This is a genomic window from Nocardioides sp. NBC_00368 (assembly GCF_036090055.1).
Taxonomy (GTDB): domain Bacteria; phylum Actinomycetota; class Actinomycetes; order Propionibacteriales; family Nocardioidaceae; genus Nocardioides.
In genome coordinates, this window is the sequence record NZ_CP107970.1 from 3,913,447 (window position 1) to 3,930,260 (window position 16,814).

A 16,814-nucleotide genomic window follows, 5' to 3' on the forward strand; every position below is an offset into this window, starting at 1 on the left:
TTACTTCCTCGCGTCCGCGGTCATGTAGCGCATCAGGGACTCCTGGGTGGCCTCTGAGCGGTCGAACTCATGGGTGATCACGCCCTCGGCGAGCGTGTAGATGCGATCACACAGACCGAGCAGCTCGGGCAGCTCGGAGGAGATCACTAGTACGCCGCGACCGCTGCGGGCGAGCTCCTGGATGATCCCGTAGATCTCGTACTTGGCACCGACGTCGATGCCTCGGGTCGGCTCGTCGAGGATCAGCAGCTTCGGGTCGGTGTACATCCACTTGGACAGCACCACCTTCTGCTGGTTGCCGCCGGAGAGCTTGCCGACCCCGGCGGTGATCGACGGCGCCTTGATGTTGAGGTTCTTGCGGTAGCCCTCGGCGACCACGACCTCCTTGTGCTCGTCGACGACCAGCCCGCGCCGCAGCTTGTTCAGCGCCGCCGCGGTGACCGAGGTCTTGATGTCGTCGATGAGGTTGAGCCCGAGGCCCTTGCGGTCCTCCGAGACGTACGCGATGCCGGCCTCGATCGCCTGGGTGACCGTGTTGAGGTGCAGCTCCTTGCCCTCCAGCACCAGCGAGCCGGAGGTCCGGGAGCCGTAGGAGCGGCCGAAGATCGACCGCGCCAGCTCCGTACGTCCCGCGCCCATCATCCCGGCGATGCCGACGATCTCCCCGGCTCGCACGGACAGGTTGGCCTGACGGATGACCTCGCGGTGGCTGTCCTGCGGGTGCATGACGGTCCAGTCGCGCACCTCGAAGAGCACGTCCCCGATGGTGGGGGTGTGGTCGGGGAAGCGGTTCTCCAGGTCACGGCCGACCATTCCGCGGATGATCCGGTCCTCGTCCACGCCGCCGGCGGCGACCGAGAGGGTCTCGATGCTCTGACCGTCGCGGATGATGGTGATCTCGTCGGCGATCTGCTCGATCTCGTTCAGCTTGTGGCTGATCATGATCGAGGTGATCCCCTTCTCCTTCAGCCCCTCCAGGAGCGCGAGGAGATGCTGGGAGTCGTCGTCGTTGAGGGCGGCGGTCGGCTCGTCGAGGATGAGGAGCTTGACCTCCTTCGAGAGCGCCTTGGCGATCTCGACCAGCTGCTGCTTGCCGATGCCGAGGTTCTTCACCGGGGTCAGCGGGTTCTCCCGCAGGCCGACCCGGGCGAGCAGGTCGATCGCATCGCGGTTGGCGCGGCCCCAGTCGATGATGCCGCGCTTGGCGGTCTCGTTGCCGAGGAAGATGTTCTCCGCGATCGAGAGCTCGGGGATGAGGGCGAGCTCCTGGTGGATGATCACGATGCCGGCGGCTTCGCTCTGCCGGATGTTGGCGAACTTCGCGGTCTCGCCCTCGAAGACGATGTCGCCGCTGTAGGTGCCGTGGGGGTAGACCCCGCTGAGCACCTTCATCAGGGTGCTCTTGCCGGCGCCGTTCTCACCGCAGATCGCGTGGATGTCGCCGCGGTTGACGACGAGGTTGACGTCGGAGAGCGCCTTGACGCCGGGGAACTCCTTGGTGATGCCGCGCATCTCCAGGATCGGTGAGCTCATGTGGTTCCTGCTATCTGGCCAGGGGCCGGCGTGGGCCCGGTCCGGAGGGACCCGGGCCCACGCCGCGTACGGGGTGCTACTTGATCTCGTCGGCGGTGTAGTAGTCGGAGTCGACGAGCACCTTGGTGACGTCGTCCTTGGTGACCACGACCGGGTCGAGGAGGTAGGACGGAACGACCTTCTTGCCGTTGTCGTAGGTCTCGGTGTCGTTGACCTCGGGCTCCTCGCCCGCACCGACGGCGACGATCATGTCGACGGTCACCTTCGCGAGCTCGCGGGTGTCCTTGAAGATCGTGGAGTACTGCTCACCGGCGTTGATCGACTTGACCGACTGCACCTCGGCGTCCTGACCGGTCACGACCGGGAGGTCGGCGGTGGTGTAACCGTTGCCTTTGAGAGCCGCGATGATGCCGAGCGAGAGGCCGTCGTAGGGCGAGAGCACGCCCTGGACCTTCTTCGAGGCGTACGTCTTGGTGAGGATGTCCTCCATCCGCTTCTGCGCGGTGGCGGGGTCCCAGCGCAGGATCGCGGCCTGGTCGAACTCCGTCTGACCGGAGGGGATGACGATCTCGCCGGACTTGATCAGCGGCTCGAGCACCGACATGGCGCCGTCCCAGAAGAAGGTGGCGTTGTTGTCGTCGGGCGAACCACCGAAGAGCTCGACGTTGTAGGGGCCCTTGCCCTTGGCCTTCAGGCCCTCGACGAGCGAGGTGGCCTGCTGCACGCCGACCTGGAAGTTGTCGAAGGTCGAGTAGTAGTCGACGGCCTCGGTGTCGCGGATGAGGCGGTCGTAGCTGATGATCGGGATGTCCTGCGACTCCGCGGTCTCGAGCACCTCGCCGAGCGCGGTGCCGTCGATGGCCGCGACCACCAGGACGTCGACGCCCTTGGTGACCATGTTCTCGACCTGGGAGACCTGGGTCGGGATGTCGTCCTCGGCGTACTGGAGGTCGACCTTGTAGCCCTCGGCCTCGAGCTGCTTCTTGATGTTGTTGCCGTCTGCGATCCAGCGCTCCGAGGACTTGGTCGGCATGGCTACACCGACGGTGCCCTTGTCGCCGCCTTCGCCGCCGTCGCCGCCACCGCATGCCGCCAGGCCGAGCGCAAGCGCCGCCGCGGTGATCGTGGTGAGTACCTTGCGCACTAACCTGCTCCATTTCATCTACGGCCACGCCGGTAGGCCGACGCGCCGCTGTCGGGGGTGCCGGAGACCAGCGCACAGGCCGGTTCCCGGGTGAGTCACATCACAGATGTGAACGCTCACATCGAGACAATGTGCCTCCTCACCTCCGAATGCGTCAAGTGCAGGACGAGGATGTTTCCGACTCGTGACTTACGGGAGGCTCCGTTGAACATCTGACTCTTCACAGGCAGCTCACAGACAGGGCGGACCTGTTGCAACAACGCCGAGTCAGCGCGTCTTGACGCGCCGACTCGGCGGGGTTTCGGTCAGAACGAGCCGACTCGGTGGGGGCTCTGGTCGGAACGAGCCGACTCGGCCTGTGGGGTCAGCGGTGACGTACGCCGACCAGCGCTCCGGCGCCGTCCGGCCAGGTGACCTGGATCGACTCCGTGCCGTCGGCGTCGGAGCCGTCGACGACTCTCTTCACGACAACCACGTAGCTGCCGGCCTCGACGCGCGACTCGGCGCCGTGGGAGCGGATGGTGACGCCGTCGAAGTGGGGCACCGCGTGGCGCGACCACGAGCCGGTGCCGGCTGCGGTGACGACGGTGTCGCGCCGCTCGACCAGGCGGCCCTGGTCGTAGATGTCCATCGGCTCCTGGGTCGCCCCGGTCAGCGCGGCGGCCAGCAGGACGTGGACCGCCACCGGGTCGGCACAGGCGTCGTAGACGTAGCGGGTCCCGAGCGCCGAGTGTTCGGTGGTCGCCATCAGGAAGTCCTCGGCGCCGTCGAGCGGCGCCTCACGGTAGGTGACCGGGAGGTGGACGACGGACTCGCCGACCTCGAGGAGCACGCACTCGATCCCGACCCTTCCCGCCGGGTCGTCGAACCGGTAGGAGCCGATCGTCCCGGTCAGTTCACCCTCGCACCACGACTGGGTGGCGAGCCAGGCGCCGAAGATCTCTTTCTTCGTCGGGGTGAGCGTGGCCTTGTGAACGATCGACATGACCGTTATCTACCAGGTCAGGAGACCTTGTGGCTATCGCCTTCGCCGTTCGAGGGGGTGTCGGCCTCGGTGTCGGCCGCGGTGTCGATCTCGGCGTCCTCCTTGGCGCGGGCGGCCTCGACCGCCTTCGCGGCCCTGGCCTCGACCTTCTCGGCGAAGGCCCGCCGCTGCGGGTCGAGCACGAAGAACGAGAGTACGCCGCTGATCACGAACGCCACGATCACCGAGAGGAAGATGTCGACCTCGCCCGCGACGAGCGACCAGATGCCCGCCACGATGCCGAAGGTGGCGACCAGCGACAGCAGCCGCAGGCCGGTGTAGATCCAGAACTCTTTCATCGTGAGGCTCCCTCAGTGAGCTCGACAACAGCCGGGGCCGCGGGCGCTGCGTACGAATGCTGCGAGGTGGACGAGAAGTAGTTGATGCCGATGAAGTTGAACCACAGCGTGGCGAGGCCGATCAGCGCGACGATCGCGGCCTTCTTGCCCTTCCAGCCGGCGGTCGCGCGCGCGTGCAGGTAGCCCGCGTAGACGACCCAGGTGATGAACGCCCAGACCTCCTTGGGGTCCCAGTTCCAGTAGGATCCCCAGGCCTCGTGCGCCCAGATCGGCCCGGAGATCAGCACGCCGAAGGTCCACACCGGGAACGCGAACGCGTGGATCCGGTAGGAGACCCGGTCGAGGGCGTCCAGCTCGGGCACCCGCGCCAGCAGGGCGGCGTCGGGGAAGCGCGACTTCAGCAGGTACGCCACCGCCGCGATGCCGCCCAGCGTGAACCCGCCGGTGGCGATGATGGCGGCGATGACGTGGATGACCAGCCAGTAGGAGTTGAGCGCCTCGGTCAGCGGCGCGACCGGCTCGTAGAGCCCGACGACGGCCAGCATCAGCACCACGACGGTGAACCCGAGCACCCACGGCGCCATCCAGGCCAGCTTCAGACGCCGGTGCAGGACGACGTACGCAGCCGCCACCACGAACGAGCCCGAGATCGTGAACTCGTACATGTTGCCCCACGGCACCCGGTTCGGGTCGGCGGCCATCCCGCGGGCGACCAGCGCCCCGAAGTGGCACACGACCGCGATCCCGGTCAGCAGCAGGCTGAGGCGTCCGAAGAGGGCGGCCCGCTGCTCGCGTACGGCATCGGCAGCGTTCGGCTCGGCAGCGGTCTCGTCCGCCGGAGCGCCGGCGCCGACGAGCTCCTTCGCCGCGACCGCAGCCCGGGCGCGCGACTGCCAGGCCGACCACTCGACCAGCGCGCAGAGCAGCGCCAGGAAGTAGACGACCCCGGCGGCCGTGATGGCCTGGTTGCTGAGAACGCCCCAGGTGTGGTCAGACATCCTTCTCCTCCTGTGTTCGCGCGCCTCGTAGTGCCTCGACGAGGTCGGTGACAACGGCAGCGGTGTCCCCGCCGCCGGAGCGGTCGAGGGCGGCGATCTCGACCAGTGTGCCCCCATCGGCTCGGCGGGCGCGAACCCACACTCGCCGCGGACGGATGAAGAGCGACCCGAGCAGACCCACCAGGGCGAGGGAGACACCGAGCAGCGCCCACTCCTTGCCGGGCGACTTCGAGATCTGCACCCGGTTCCACTGCTGGACGTCGTCGAACGAGACCGAACCGAGCCCGTCGGGCAGCTCGACGGTCTCGCCCAGGCGCAGGTTGAACGCCTTCCCCGACTCGTCGGGCGACATCATGTTGGCCTTGGACGTGTCGAGCGCGTAGACCGACTGCGGCCCGGCGTCGAGGTTGAGGTCGCCGCGGAAACCCTGCAGCGAGAGCATCGCGTGCGAGCCGTCGCCGATGTCGCCCATCAGGTTGACCGGCTCCCCGTCGACCGTGCCCTCGAACGGGTAGAACAACCCCTGGAAGCCGAGCTCCTCGGGCGAGGCGTACGGCGCCTTCACGACCCCGAAGGAGAGCAGGTTCTGGCTCTGCGGGAGGAAGATCGTCGGGCCGGAGTAGGCGACGTTGCCCTCGCCGTCGCGCACCGTGATCACCGGCGCGTAGCCGTGGGCCAGCAGGAAGACGTCGGTCCCGCCGATGGTCAGCGGGTGGTTGACCTTCAGGTCGTAGGTCTTCTCCTCGCTCGTGCCCGCCGTGTAGCGGATCTTCGAGTTGAACCCGCGTGCGGTCCCGGCACCCGCGCCGGTGGTCAGCCACTCCGCCTTGAAGTCGTCGATCTTGAAGCTGAAGTCGTCGAGGTCCTCAGGGGCGAAGAGCGAGCCGGGCTTGAAGTCGTCGTACTGCGAGAGCTCGTTGGCGAAGCCGTACTCCTCCCCCACCAGCACGATCACGCCACCCTTGTAGCCGAACAGGCTGCCGGTCGCGAACGCGACCAGCACGATGATCAGCGACATGTGGAAGACCAGGTTGCCGGCCTCGCGGAGATAGCCCTTCTCCGCCGAGACGGAATCACCGTCTGCCCCGGAAGACGACTCGGTCTTGCGGAGGCGGTAGCCGCGGAGCTGCTTGCGCGCGGCGGCGAGGACCTCCTCCGGCTCCTGATCGGTGACGTACGAGGCGGAGTCGGGCAGCCGGGTCAGCTTGGCCGGCGTCGCCGGCGGCTGAGCGCGCATGGCCTTCGCGTAGACCAGGCAGCGCGGGATGATGCAGCCGACGAGCGAGACCATCAGCAGCAGGTAGATGGCCGCGAACCACGGCGTCGAGTACACGTTGAAGAGGCCGAGCTTCTCGTAGATCGGCGTCAGCGTCGTGTGCGCCTCGCGCCACTGGTCGGCCTTGAGCGAGTCGACGCCGTCCTGCGGGATCAGCGACCCCGGCACGGCCGCGAGCGCGAGCAGCAGAAGCAGGATCAGTGCCGTACGCATCGAGGTCAGCTGGCGCCAGCCCCAGCGCGCCAGCTCGCGAGCGTTCAGCTCGCCCGGGCGGTATACATTGTCGCGCTCCGCGCGACGGGCGCGGCGCTCGTAACCCTCGTCTTCCTTCGCTGCGCTCACTCCTTCGTCGCTCGCTCCACTCAGTCCAGACGAGGGCGCGCCACGCCGGGCAGGGTGCATATCGTTCACAGTGCGATGCCCTCCCAGCGTTGCACGACCTGGACCTGGAGCCATTGCATGCCGTTGTCCCACCAGCCGGTGAGCATGGCGATCCCGATCAGGATCATCACGACGCCGCCGATGATCGTGATCGCGCGGGTGTGGCGGCGGAACCAGTCCAGCGTGACAGTGGCCCGGCGCCACATCACAGCGACGAGCACGAACGGGATGCCGAGCCCTAGGGCATAGACCGCGAGCAGCAGACCGCCGCGCGCGACGGTGCCTTGGTCGTAGGCGAGGGTGAGGATGACCCCGAGCGTTGGCCCGGTGCACGGGGTCCACGCGAGCCCGAAGAGGAAGCCGAGCAGCGGCGCCGCGGCCAGCCCGACGGCCGGCACCTTGTGGAACTTCACGTCGCGCTGGAGCAGCGGGATGAAGCCCATGAACGCGATCCCCATGATGATCGAGAGCACACCAAGGATCTTGGTGCCGGTCTCCTGGAACGCGACCAGCTTGAAGGCGATCCCGCCCGCGGCAAGCCCCAACAGCACGAAGACCAAAGAGAATCCGGCCATGAAGAGCAGGGACCCCGCCAGCATCCGGCCGCGGCGTACGTCGCCGGAGGCGAGGTCGGTGCCGGACAGGCCCGTCGCATAGGAGAGATAGCCCGGCAGCATGGGCAGCGTGCACGGCGAGACGAACGAGAGAAACCCGGCCAGCAGCGCGATCGGGATGGCCAGCATCAGCGACCCGCTCCCGGCGGTGCTCGCGAACCAGTCCGTCACGACGTCTTCCCCGCTGTCGAGATGAGCTCGTCGAGCGTACGTGCCGACGGGATCTCGCCGCGGATCAGCGCGGCCACGCGCCCCTCGGTGTCGAGGATCGCGGTGGCCGGGATGGCGCGGGGCGCCAGCGACCCCTTCAGGGCGAGGACGGCGGCACCGTCGGGCGAGTAGACCGACGGGTACTCGACGCCGTAGTGCCGCTCGAACGCCAGCCCCTGGGCGGCCGAGGCGTCGCGGGTGTTGAGCCCCACGAAGGCGACCTCGTCACCCAGCTCCTCATAGGCGGCCTGGAGCATCGGCATCTCCTTGCGGCACGGCGCGCAGCCGGTCCACCACACGTTGAGCACCGTGACCTTGCCACGGGTGTCGGCGAGGTCGAACGGCTTGCCCTCGAGGGTCTCGCCGGTCAGCTCGACCGGCTCGCCGCGGTCGGCGACCGGGATCTCCTGGGTGCGGCCGTCGCCGGAGATGTAGCCGGCTTCGTTCGTGCCGTTCTGCCCGCATGCGGCCAGCAGCCCCACCATCACCACGGTGAGGACGAGGCCACCAAACTTCATACGCACGCGCAGGACTCTTCCTGACAAACCTGAGAGACCCGTTAATCTTCCGCGTCGCCGGCCGAGAACGGCGCGTACTTGTCCTTCGCCGGCAGCATGTCACCGGCCGGCTCGCTGTAGGAGAGCGCGACGAACTCGTCGTCGACGAAGTGCAGCGAGGTCAGCGAGCACAGCGCACACTGGCGGCGCCGCGGGTCGTGCAGGAAGCTGCGGCCCTCGATGTGCAGCCGGGTGGTCCAGATCGGGAGCTGGTGGGAGACGATGACCGCCTCGTGGCCCCGGGCCAGGTCGCGGGCGTCGTGGATCGCGGCCATCATCCGGGCCACGATCTCCAGGTAGGGCTCGCCCCACGACGGCTTGAACGGGTTGAGCAGCTTCGGCCAGACCTTGGGGTCCTTGAGCGGGCCCTTGCCGTCCTTGAAGCTCTTGCCGACGAAGAGGTTCTCCGACTCGAGCACCCGCTCGTCGAGCGAGATGTCGAGACCGAGCGCCTTCGCCAGCGGCCCGGCGGTCTGCCGGGCGCGCTCGAGCGGGCTGGAGATCACGTGGGTGATGTCCTGTCCGCCGATCCGGTCGGCGACCCGCTCGGCCATCTGCAGGCCGAGCTCGGAGAGGTTGAACCCGGGCCGGCGGCCATAGAGGATGCCCTCCGGGTTGTGCACCTCACCATGACGCAGCAGGTGAACCGTGGTCTCGATACTCATCCCTTCACCTTTCACAACAGTCCCTTTGCAGCAGCCTCGGCGGCGTACGGAAGCGCCTCCGTGATCCGGGAGATCGCCCGCTCGTCGTGGGCGGACGACAGGAACCAGGCCTCGTAGGCGCTCGGCGGCAGGTAGACGCCCTGGTCGAGCATGGCGTGGAAGAAGGCCTTGTACGCCGCCTCGTCGGTGGTCTTGGCCTCGTCGAAGTTGCGCACCCGCTCGTCGGTGAAGAACACCGAGAACATCGTGCCGGTGGACTGGATGACGTGCGGGAGGCCGACCTTGGTGAAGGTCTCCGCGACCGCCTCCTTGACGGTCTCCGCGGCCTTCCCGATGTGGTCGTAGACCTCGTCGGTCGCCAGCCGCAGCGTCGTGAGGCCGGCGGTGGTCGCGACCGGGTTCCCGGAGAGCGTGCCGGCCTGGTAGACCGGCCCGTCGGGGCTGAGCGAGCCCATCACGTCGGCGCGGCCACCGAAGGCCGCCGCCGGGAACCCACCGCCCATCACCTTGCCGAAGGTGACCAGGTCGGGCGTCCACCCCTCGTTCTTGCCGTCCAGGCCCCACTGACCCTGCTTGCTGGCCCGGAACCCGGTCATCACCTCGTCGGAGATGAACAGGGCGCCGTTGCTCGCGCAGGTGGTGGCGAGGAACTCGTTGAAACCGGGCTCGGGCGGCACGACGCCCATGTTGCCGGGTGAGGCCTCGGTGATCACGCAGGCCACCCGGCCTGCGTGTTCCTCGAACGCCGCCGTGACCGCGGCCCGGTCGTTGTAGGGCAGCACGATCGTGAGCTCGGTGCTGCTCTCGGGCACGCCCGGGGTGCCCGGGATCGCGTGGGTGACCAGCCCGGAGCCCGCGCTGGCGAGGAGCGAGTCCACGTGGCCGTGGTAGTTGCCGGCGAACTTGAGGATCACGTCGCGTCCGGTGAACCCTCGTGCCAGCCGGATGGCCGACATCGTCGCCTCGGTGCCGCTGCTGACGAACCGCACCTTCTCGACCGGCGCCCTGCTCACGATCTCCTCCGCGAGCTCGACCTCCGGGGTCGTCGGCGTCCCGTAGGACGTGCCGCGCGTGACCGCCTCCAGGACGGCGGCCTGGACCTCGGGATGGGCGTGGCCCAGCAGCATGGGGCCCCAGGAGCAGATCAGGTCGACGTACTCGTTCCCGTCGACGTCGGTCAGCCACGCCCCCTTCGCCTCCCGGATGAAGCGCGGCGTGCCACCCACCGCGTTGAAGGCGCGCACGGGCGAGTTCACGCCGCCCGGGGTCACCGCCTTCGCACGGGCGAAGAGCGCTTCGGATGCCGCTGCGGACAGGGGTGAGATGTCGTGAGGCACCGGGTCATTCTCACCGAGGGGCCCCCGAATCCCCATTTTTCGGCCTCAGCCGGCGGCGCCCGCAGCCCCCGGCGGCAAGCCAGGATCGGCGTTGAAGATGTCGTTCGCGCTGAGGGCACCCGCGTACTGCCATACGCCGACGAGCTCTCCGGCAAGCGGCGCGGCGGGCCCGGCGAGATCAGCTGTCGTCGTCCCGTTGCCGACCTCGAACCCGCCCCGGGCGGTCCACGGCGTGGTGAAGGACGCCACCGGCATCTCGCCCTCGGCGCTGCCGTCGCCGAATTGCGGCGAGAGTCCGTTGAGGTAGATCTCGATCTGTCGTCGTTCTGCGTTGTAGACACCGATCACGACGTTGACGTCCTCAGGGGTCCAGACGTCGGCCCGAACCTCGGCGACCTCGGCGTCCGTCCTGTCGCCGCCGGCGATGCGGAAGTAGAACTGTCCGCCCGTCCCGTCGCTCTTGACGCGATAGCCGAGCGTCCACGCGGTCGCACTCTCACCCGCCTGCTGCGCGATGACCGCTGGACGCGTCGGGTCGGTGAGACGTACGGACGCGGCGGCCGAGAAGGCCACCGCCGAATCCGTCAGCGGGTGGTTCGAAGTGATGCTCTGCTCGGGCAGGCCCGGAAGCGACAGGACCCCGTCCGAGAGGTACTGACTCCCGGCGCCCTCGACCTGAAGCCGGGCACCGAAGGAGCGGTCGGTCAGTACGCCCGACTCGACGGTGTCGGTGCTGACGCCGAGGTTCCACTCGGCGGCCATGCTGGTCGCGTAGCCGTCGCTGGTCTGGAGAGCCACCCGCTCGGCGATCACAGACCCGATCGCCGCGTTGTCCCAGATTCCGACCTCATCCACCATCGCCGTCGCGCAAGCGGTCCCGGTGGTCGAGGCGCCGCCGCAGCCCAGCGTCCAGCTGGAGCTGTCCCAGGCCTCCGAGGCGTACGTCACGCTGGACCGCGCCACCCCGTCGACCCAGAGCGTGAGCTCGTCGGCAGCGGCCCGATACGTGACCGCGAGGTGCGTCCAGGTGCCCTGGCTACCCGCGACCGAGGCGAGCTCGGCGCTCGTCGCCGAGCGCCGTCCGGCCACCCAGCTGCGGGTGCTCGCGTCGTACCCGATCTCGAGCGCGTTGCCCTCCGGCGAGGTCGCCGAGACGAGGGTCATCGACTCGGCGGCGTCGACGTGCGCCCACAGCGCGACGGTGAAGTCGTTGGCGGTCGAGATCCCTGACGTCGCCGTCGCAGGCTCTCCCGCGTTGAACCGCAGGCCGATGTCGTTGCGACCGAGCGGCGACGTCGCCGCGCCTCCGAGGTTCAGGTCGCCGACGGCGGGGTCCTGGCCGGTGTTGGCACCGGGGGCATTCGGGTCATCGAAGGACCAGGCCACCTGGGGAGCGTTGCGGGGCACATAAAAGGTATAGGTCGCCACGGACCCCCACGAATCTGCCTTGTCGTGGGCCTGAAAGCTCACTGTCCGGAGCCCGGACGCGGTCGGCGTGAACGCGATCGAGCGGGGCTTGCCGGCCTTGGTCGCTACGGGCTCACTCCACCCCGCCGGCTCACCCTCGGCAGCGCCGGCGACAGACCATCGGTACGCATCCACATCGACGTCGCCAGTGGCGGCTTCGAGCTGGAACGTGCCCGTCTCGCCTACGTGGTTGCCGGTGTGGGGACACACCGAGCTGCATTCGGGGAAGTCGAGGCTGGACACGACCGGCGCCAGTGGAGCGGAATCGAGGGGCGCTGCGATCGCGGCCCCCGGGCCGAAGGATGCGGCGGCCAGTGCCGCACCGAGACCGGTGACGAAGAGGGACGACGCGCGACGCATGGGAACTCCTGACTCCAGAGAAACGAAAGGGCGAGCCGGTCCCGAGGCGGCGCAGCGCACGGAACGTACCAACGCCCCGGCCGCGCTTCTTTGCTTTGACTTCGCTGTTTCCGTAACGAGAGACAGCGGTTACCAAAATGTCGTACGGTCGGCCTGTCGTTTCTCCGTCATGAGTCGCAACAACCTGCGTCTCATCAGCGTCTCGGTTACTGGAACGCAATGTTCCAGTAAAACGTGACGAGCGTAACTTTGACGTGAGACGGTTCGTTGAGAACGTTGCGATTTGGGGAGCAAGACCTGGGACCTTCGGCCCTGGGGATTGAGAGGGAGATTCGATGTCCGCTACGCGCTACAACCGCCTTCAGAAGGCGACCGCGCTCGTCCCGCTTGCGCTGCTGAGCGCGGCTTGGACGGTCAACGTCACCGGTCTGACGCAGTCGAGTGCCACCGCATCAGGGACGAGATACGACGACGCGTTCAGCCTGCCCGACGGCACCTCGGTGCCGTCCGAGGCGATCGAGGCGCCGGCGAGCGTGTCCGCCTCGACCAACCAGGGCGACAAGTCGCTCCCGGGCACGGCCAGCGCCGCCGGCATCCCGTCCGCCGCGCTCGCCGCCTATCAGCGTGCGGCGACGGTCATCAACGCCGCGGACGCCTCCTGCCGGATCGACTGGCCGCTGATCGCTGCGATCGGCCGGGTCGAGTCCAACCACGGCCGCGCCAACAACAACCGGCTCACCGCCGAGGGCGTCTCCACCCCGGGCATCTACGGAGTGCCGCTCAACGGCAAGGGCAACGTCTCCCAGATCACCGACACCGACGGTGGGCAGTACGACGGTGACACCAGCTACGACCGCGCGGTCGGCCCGATGCAGTTCATCCCCTCCACCTGGGCGATGGTCGGTGTCGACGCCGACGGTGACGGCAAGCGCAACCCCCAGGACATCAACGACGCCGCCCTCGCCAGCGCCGTCTACCTCTGCTCCGGCGATGACGACCTCTCCACCGACCAGGGCGCGCGGGCCGCGGTCTTCCGCTACAACCACAGCCAGACGTACGTCACGACGGTGCTCGGTATCGCCGAGGCCTACCGCTCCGGTGAGTTCACCTCGATCCCGAACAGCACGGTCCCGGTCGACTACGCCATCCCGCGGATGGAGGCTCCCAAGTCGTCCAAGCAGAAGGGCCGCGAGCTGAAGGCAGGCGGCCAGCAGGCCGGCCCGCGCGGCGGCTCCTCGCAGTCCCCGTCCGGCCCGTCCAGCGAGGCTCCGTCCGGGGAGACGCCCGGCGGGAGCACCGGCGGTGGCACCGGGGGCGGCACCGGGGGCGATGGCGGCAGCACCGGCGGTGCTGCAGAGGCGGTGACCGAGCCGCTGAAGAACACGGTCGAGACGGTCGTAGCGACGCCCAGCCAGATCCTTGCCGCGTGCCAGAGGGAGTTGGCGAAGTACCCGCTCCTGAGCGCGAACCAGTCCGGCCAGGCGCTGATCCAGTGCGTGAATGCCATGGCCGGCAAGACGCTCGAGCAGGTCAACGCAACCGTGAACAACGTCCTCACGCTGATCCTCAAGGGCATTCTCGGCAGCCTGTTCGGTGCGCTCACCGGCAACTGATCCGACAGCCGAAGGGCCCCGCCGTCGGCGGATTCTAGGGGTCCTTGCAACACCTGATGACCTAAGTGGCTGTCAGTAGATCACGCAGACGCTCGGCTGGGGTATCCCAGTCGAGCGTTTTGCGTGGTCGGGCGTTGAGTTCCTGGGCGACGTGCTCGAGGTCTTCGGCCCCGTGGATGGATAGGTCGGTGCCCTTGGGAAAGTACTGACGTAGCAGGCCGTTGGTGTTCTCGTTCGACCCGCGCTGCCACGGCGAGTGGGGGTCGCAGAAGTAGACCGGTACGTTCGTGGCGACCGTGAACTGTTTGTGGGCGGCCATCTCGCAGCCTTGGTCCCAGGTCAACGAGCCACGCAGGTGGGCGGGAAGCGACCCGATCAACGGAACCAGCACGTCACGGACTTCCTCGGCGGTGTGCCCGCCCGGGAGGTGTCCGAGCATCACGTATCGGGTGCTGCGCTCGACCAGGGTCACGATCGCGGACTCGCTGCGGGTGCCGACGATCAGATCGCCTTCCCAATGACCGGGCACAGCACGGTCCTCGACCTCTGGTGGCCGCTCAGAGATCATCACCATCGGGTCGATGAACCGCGGTGTGCGCTGGTCGGGCTGCTTGCGTGGTTTGCGGCGGGTGCGGCCAGTCCGCAGCGCTGCGGCCACCTCGCGCCGTAGACCGCCACGGGCCTGGACGTAGATGGCTTGGTAGATCGTCTCGGCGCTCACACGCATGCTCTCGTCGTCGGGGAACTCTTTGACCAGAGCGTGGCAGATCTGCTCGGGCGACCAGTGCACCGCGAGCTTGCCGGTGACGAAATCGCGCAACCGACCGCCCGCAGCGAGCTTGCTGTGCTTCGGCCTGGCACGGTCTGTGGCCCAGCCCCGCTGAGCAGCGTAGGGACGGTAGACACCATCGACTGACCGGTTGTCCAGCTCCCGCTTGATCGTCGAGGCCGGCCGACCTAGCTGCCGCCCGATCTCGCGCAGCGAGGCCTTGTGCTGACGCAGGTCTGCGATCGTCTCGCGCTCTGCCAGTGTCAAGAACCGCGGATGCAGATCTGCTTCCAACACCGTCATCGCCGGCGCTCGCCGCGCATCCACGTGGGTGGTCATCCCCGTGTTGTAAACCACCCGACGCCCATCAGGACGAAGGCGCGAGCCGTTGCTCTTCCGGATCCCCTTGTCCCAGTCCTCAGCGGTCCGCTCGTGGATCCCAACCTGGGCAGCAGCTTCCCGCCGCCGAACCCCTGAGGAGCGAAGCCGGTCATACTCCGCACGCCCTGGATGCCCGCCCCTGCCGCCAGGCGTGCCCTGAGCACGCATCCCGGCCTTCCGCGCCCACGCATAGGCCGTGTTCCGGTTCATCCCGACCACACGCGCAGCCGCCGAGACACTGCCACCCTCACGATCCAGCGCCTCGAAGAACCGAACCTTCAACTCCGCAGACAACACGATCCCCGCAACTCCTGAAACTCAGGGTGTTGCGGGGATCGCTAGAGCCCGTCGTCACGGCGGGGCCCTTCGTGTTCTCGACGACTGATCAGGCGGCGGGCTCGTCGTCCTCGTACTCGGTGACGAAGTCCAGGCCGGCCTCACGGACCGCGGGCAGGGAGGACGCGTCGGCGAGCAGGGAGCTGAGGTGGTAGTCGGCGACCGACTGGGCCAGGGCGTCCGAGCCGCCAGGGGCCCTCTCGTCCTCACGGCGGCCGTGCCACAGTCGGTGCTGGGCGCCTTCGTTGAGCGAGAGCAGCATCAGTGCGGTGGCTGCGGGATCGGTCTGGCGCAGCTCACCGCTGTCGACGCCCAGCTCGAGGAGCTGGGCGGCCGCGGCGCGGAGCTTGTCGCCGTCGTCCTCGAAGCCCGCGAAGACCTGCGGCTGAGCCAGCGCAGCCACCTCCAGCTCGTAGAAGTCGAGCGGGGCGGTGCACAGCTGGCGCACGTCGGTGTAGAGGAAGGCGTAGAGCCGCGAGGCGACCGGGCCGTCCTCCTCGAGAAGCTTCTCCGCGAGCGTCAGCGACTCGCGGTTCTTCTCCATCAAGGCGGAGAGGATCTCCTCCTTGGACTTGTAGTAGTAGTACATCGAGGACTGGCGCAGTCCGACGCACTCGGCGATCTGACTGATCGTGGTCGCGGCGACCCCTTGAGCGGTGAAGAGCCTGGATGCCTCTTTGAGGATCTCTTCGCGCGGATTCGCCGAATCGCGTCCACTGTTGCGCGGCCGACCGGTGCGCTTGGGGCTGCCCAACTCTCGATTGGTCACAGGCTCGAGTCTACTCTCCGGATATGTTCCACGTCACAGAGCTGGGCGGGCTGTCAGGCGAGAACGTCAGCCTCGCAGCCAGCCAGCTGCTTCGGTGGCCCAGTAGGTCAGAATGACGTCCGCGCCCGCCCTCTTGAAGGCGGTGAGTGTCTCCAGGATCGCCGGTTCGCGGTCGATCCAGCCGTTCGCGGCGGCGGCTTCCAACATCGCGAACTCTCCTGAGATGTTGTAGGCAGCCACCGGAACATCGACAGACTCACGCACTCGCTGGAGAACGTCGAGATACGGGAGCCCGGGCTTGACCATCACGATATCGGCGCCCTCGGCCACGTCAAGAAGCGCCTCGCGGACACCCTCCAGCGCATTGGCCGGATCCTGCTGATAGGTGCGTCGGTCGCCCTTGAGCGCGGAGTCGACCGCCTCACGGAAGGGGCCGTAGAAGGCGGAGGCGTACTTCGCGGAGTAGGCGAGGATCGAGACGTCGGTGTGACCGGCGCCGTCGAGGACGTCGCGAGTCACCGCGACCTGGCCGTCCATCATCCCGGACGGGCCGACCATGTCGACGCCGGCCTCGGCGTGGGCGATCGCCATCTGGGCGTAGATCTCGAGGGTCGCATCGTTGTCGACGGAGCCGTCCTCGGCCAGCACACCGCAGTGGCCGTGGTCGGTGAACTCATCGAGGCACAGGTCGCTCATCACCGTGAGCGCGTCGCCGACCTCGGAGACGACGTCGGCGATGGCCACGTTGAGGATGCCGTCGGGGTCCAGTGCGCCCGAGCCGACCGCGTCCTTCGTCTCCGGGACGCCGAAGAGCATGATCCCGCCGATACCGGCCGCCGCAGCCTCGGCCGCCGCCTTGCGCAGCGACTCGCGAGTGTGCTGGACCACGCCCGGCATGGTCGAGACCGGAACGGGCTCGCTGATCCCCTCGCGCACGAACGCGGGCAGGACCAGGTTGGCGGGACGTACGGCCGTCTCCGCGACCATCCGGCGCATGATCGGCGTGCGGCGCAGCCGGCGGGGACGGATCACGGGCTTCTCGATGCTCATCGGTGCTCCTGGTTGTGGGGTGGATGTTCGT

The 16,814-nt window shown here is 68.1% G+C and carries 15 protein-coding genes; 1 reads left to right on the forward strand and 14 read right to left on the reverse strand.

The genetic code is table 11. From position 1 onward, the window contains the following. The 11 genes from mmsA to OG984_RS18705 form a co-directional block, all read right to left on the reverse strand. Positions 1-1,533 carry a multiple monosaccharide ABC transporter ATP-binding protein gene (gene mmsA, locus OG984_RS18655; protein WP_328527715.1) on the reverse strand — a complete coding sequence of 511 codons (1,533 nt, stop codon included), beginning with the start codon at positions 1,531-1,533 and terminating at the stop codon, positions 1-3. A 76-nt stretch (positions 1,534-1,609) separates the two neighbouring features. Continuing rightward, positions 1,610-2,677 carry a multiple monosaccharide ABC transporter substrate-binding protein gene (gene chvE, locus OG984_RS18660; protein WP_328527716.1) on the reverse strand — a complete coding sequence of 356 codons (1,068 nt, stop codon included), beginning with the start codon at positions 2,675-2,677 and terminating at the stop codon, positions 1,610-1,612. Between the two features lie 364 nt (positions 2,678-3,041). After that, positions 3,042-3,662, reverse strand: coding sequence for a maltokinase N-terminal cap-like domain-containing protein (locus OG984_RS18665; protein WP_328527717.1), 621 nt, complete (start codon positions 3,660-3,662; stop codon positions 3,042-3,044). 17 nt (positions 3,663-3,679) lie between these two features. Next, positions 3,680-4,000 carry a DUF4229 domain-containing protein gene (locus OG984_RS18670; RefSeq protein WP_328527718.1) on the reverse strand — a complete coding sequence of 107 codons (321 nt, stop codon included), beginning with the start codon at positions 3,998-4,000 and terminating at the stop codon, positions 3,680-3,682. Continuing rightward, positions 3,997-4,998, reverse strand: coding sequence for a c-type cytochrome biogenesis protein CcsB (gene ccsB, locus OG984_RS18675; protein WP_328527719.1), 1,002 nt, complete (start codon positions 4,996-4,998; stop codon positions 3,997-3,999). Before ccsB ends, OG984_RS18670 begins: the two co-directional genes overlap by 4 nt. Then, positions 4,991-6,616, reverse strand: coding sequence for a cytochrome c biogenesis protein ResB (gene resB, locus OG984_RS18680; RefSeq protein WP_328527720.1), 1,626 nt, complete (start codon positions 6,614-6,616; stop codon positions 4,991-4,993). Before resB ends, ccsB begins: the two co-directional genes overlap by 8 nt. A gap of 65 nt (positions 6,617-6,681) precedes the next feature. After that, the gene (locus OG984_RS18685; protein WP_328527721.1) at positions 6,682-7,440 is read right to left on the reverse strand and encodes a cytochrome c biogenesis CcdA family protein; all 759 of its coding nucleotides are present in this window, start codon (positions 7,438-7,440) and stop codon (positions 6,682-6,684) included. Further along, positions 7,437-7,997, reverse strand: a complete 561-nt coding sequence (locus OG984_RS18690; RefSeq protein ID WP_328532372.1) for a TlpA family protein disulfide reductase — start codon at positions 7,995-7,997, stop codon at positions 7,437-7,439. Before OG984_RS18690 ends, OG984_RS18685 begins: the two co-directional genes overlap by 4 nt. A gap of 41 nt (positions 7,998-8,038) precedes the next feature. Beyond that, positions 8,039-8,701 (reverse strand): histidine phosphatase family protein, encoded by a 663-nt coding sequence (locus tag OG984_RS18695; RefSeq protein ID WP_328527722.1) that lies wholly within the window; start codon positions 8,699-8,701, stop codon positions 8,039-8,041. Between the two features lie 11 nt (positions 8,702-8,712). Beyond that, positions 8,713-10,038, reverse strand: coding sequence for a glutamate-1-semialdehyde 2,1-aminomutase (hemL, locus tag OG984_RS18700; protein WP_328527723.1), 1,326 nt, complete (start codon positions 10,036-10,038; stop codon positions 8,713-8,715). Positions 10,039-10,083: 45 nt separating this feature from the next. Beyond that, a complete protein-coding gene (locus OG984_RS18705; RefSeq protein WP_328527724.1) occupies positions 10,084-11,865 on the reverse strand; it encodes a LamG-like jellyroll fold domain-containing protein in 1,782 nt (593 codons plus the stop codon). 335 nt (positions 11,866-12,200) lie between these two features. Here OG984_RS18705 and OG984_RS18710 point away from each other — a divergent pair, with 335 nt between their 5' ends. Then, positions 12,201-13,478 (forward strand): lytic transglycosylase domain-containing protein, encoded by a 1,278-nt coding sequence (locus tag OG984_RS18710; protein ID WP_328527725.1) that lies wholly within the window; start codon positions 12,201-12,203, stop codon positions 13,476-13,478. Between the two features lie 61 nt (positions 13,479-13,539). Here the strand turns inward: OG984_RS18710 and OG984_RS18715 are convergent, their stop codons facing one another. The 3 genes from OG984_RS18715 to hemB all read right to left on the reverse strand — a co-directional run bounded on the left by OG984_RS18715 (position 13,540) and on the right by hemB (position 16,783). After that, positions 13,540-14,796 (reverse strand): IS30 family transposase, encoded by a 1,257-nt coding sequence (locus OG984_RS18715; protein WP_442940997.1) that lies wholly within the window; start codon positions 14,794-14,796, stop codon positions 13,540-13,542. Between the two features lie 217 nt (positions 14,797-15,013). Next, positions 15,014-15,733, reverse strand: coding sequence for a TetR/AcrR family transcriptional regulator (locus OG984_RS18720; RefSeq protein WP_328527726.1), 720 nt, complete (start codon positions 15,731-15,733; stop codon positions 15,014-15,016). A 66-nt stretch (positions 15,734-15,799) separates the two neighbouring features. Continuing rightward, the gene (hemB, locus tag OG984_RS18725) at positions 15,800-16,783 is read right to left on the reverse strand and encodes a porphobilinogen synthase (RefSeq protein WP_328527727.1); all 984 of its coding nucleotides are present in this window, start codon (positions 16,781-16,783) and stop codon (positions 15,800-15,802) included. Positions 16,784-16,814 lie beyond the last annotated feature (31 nt).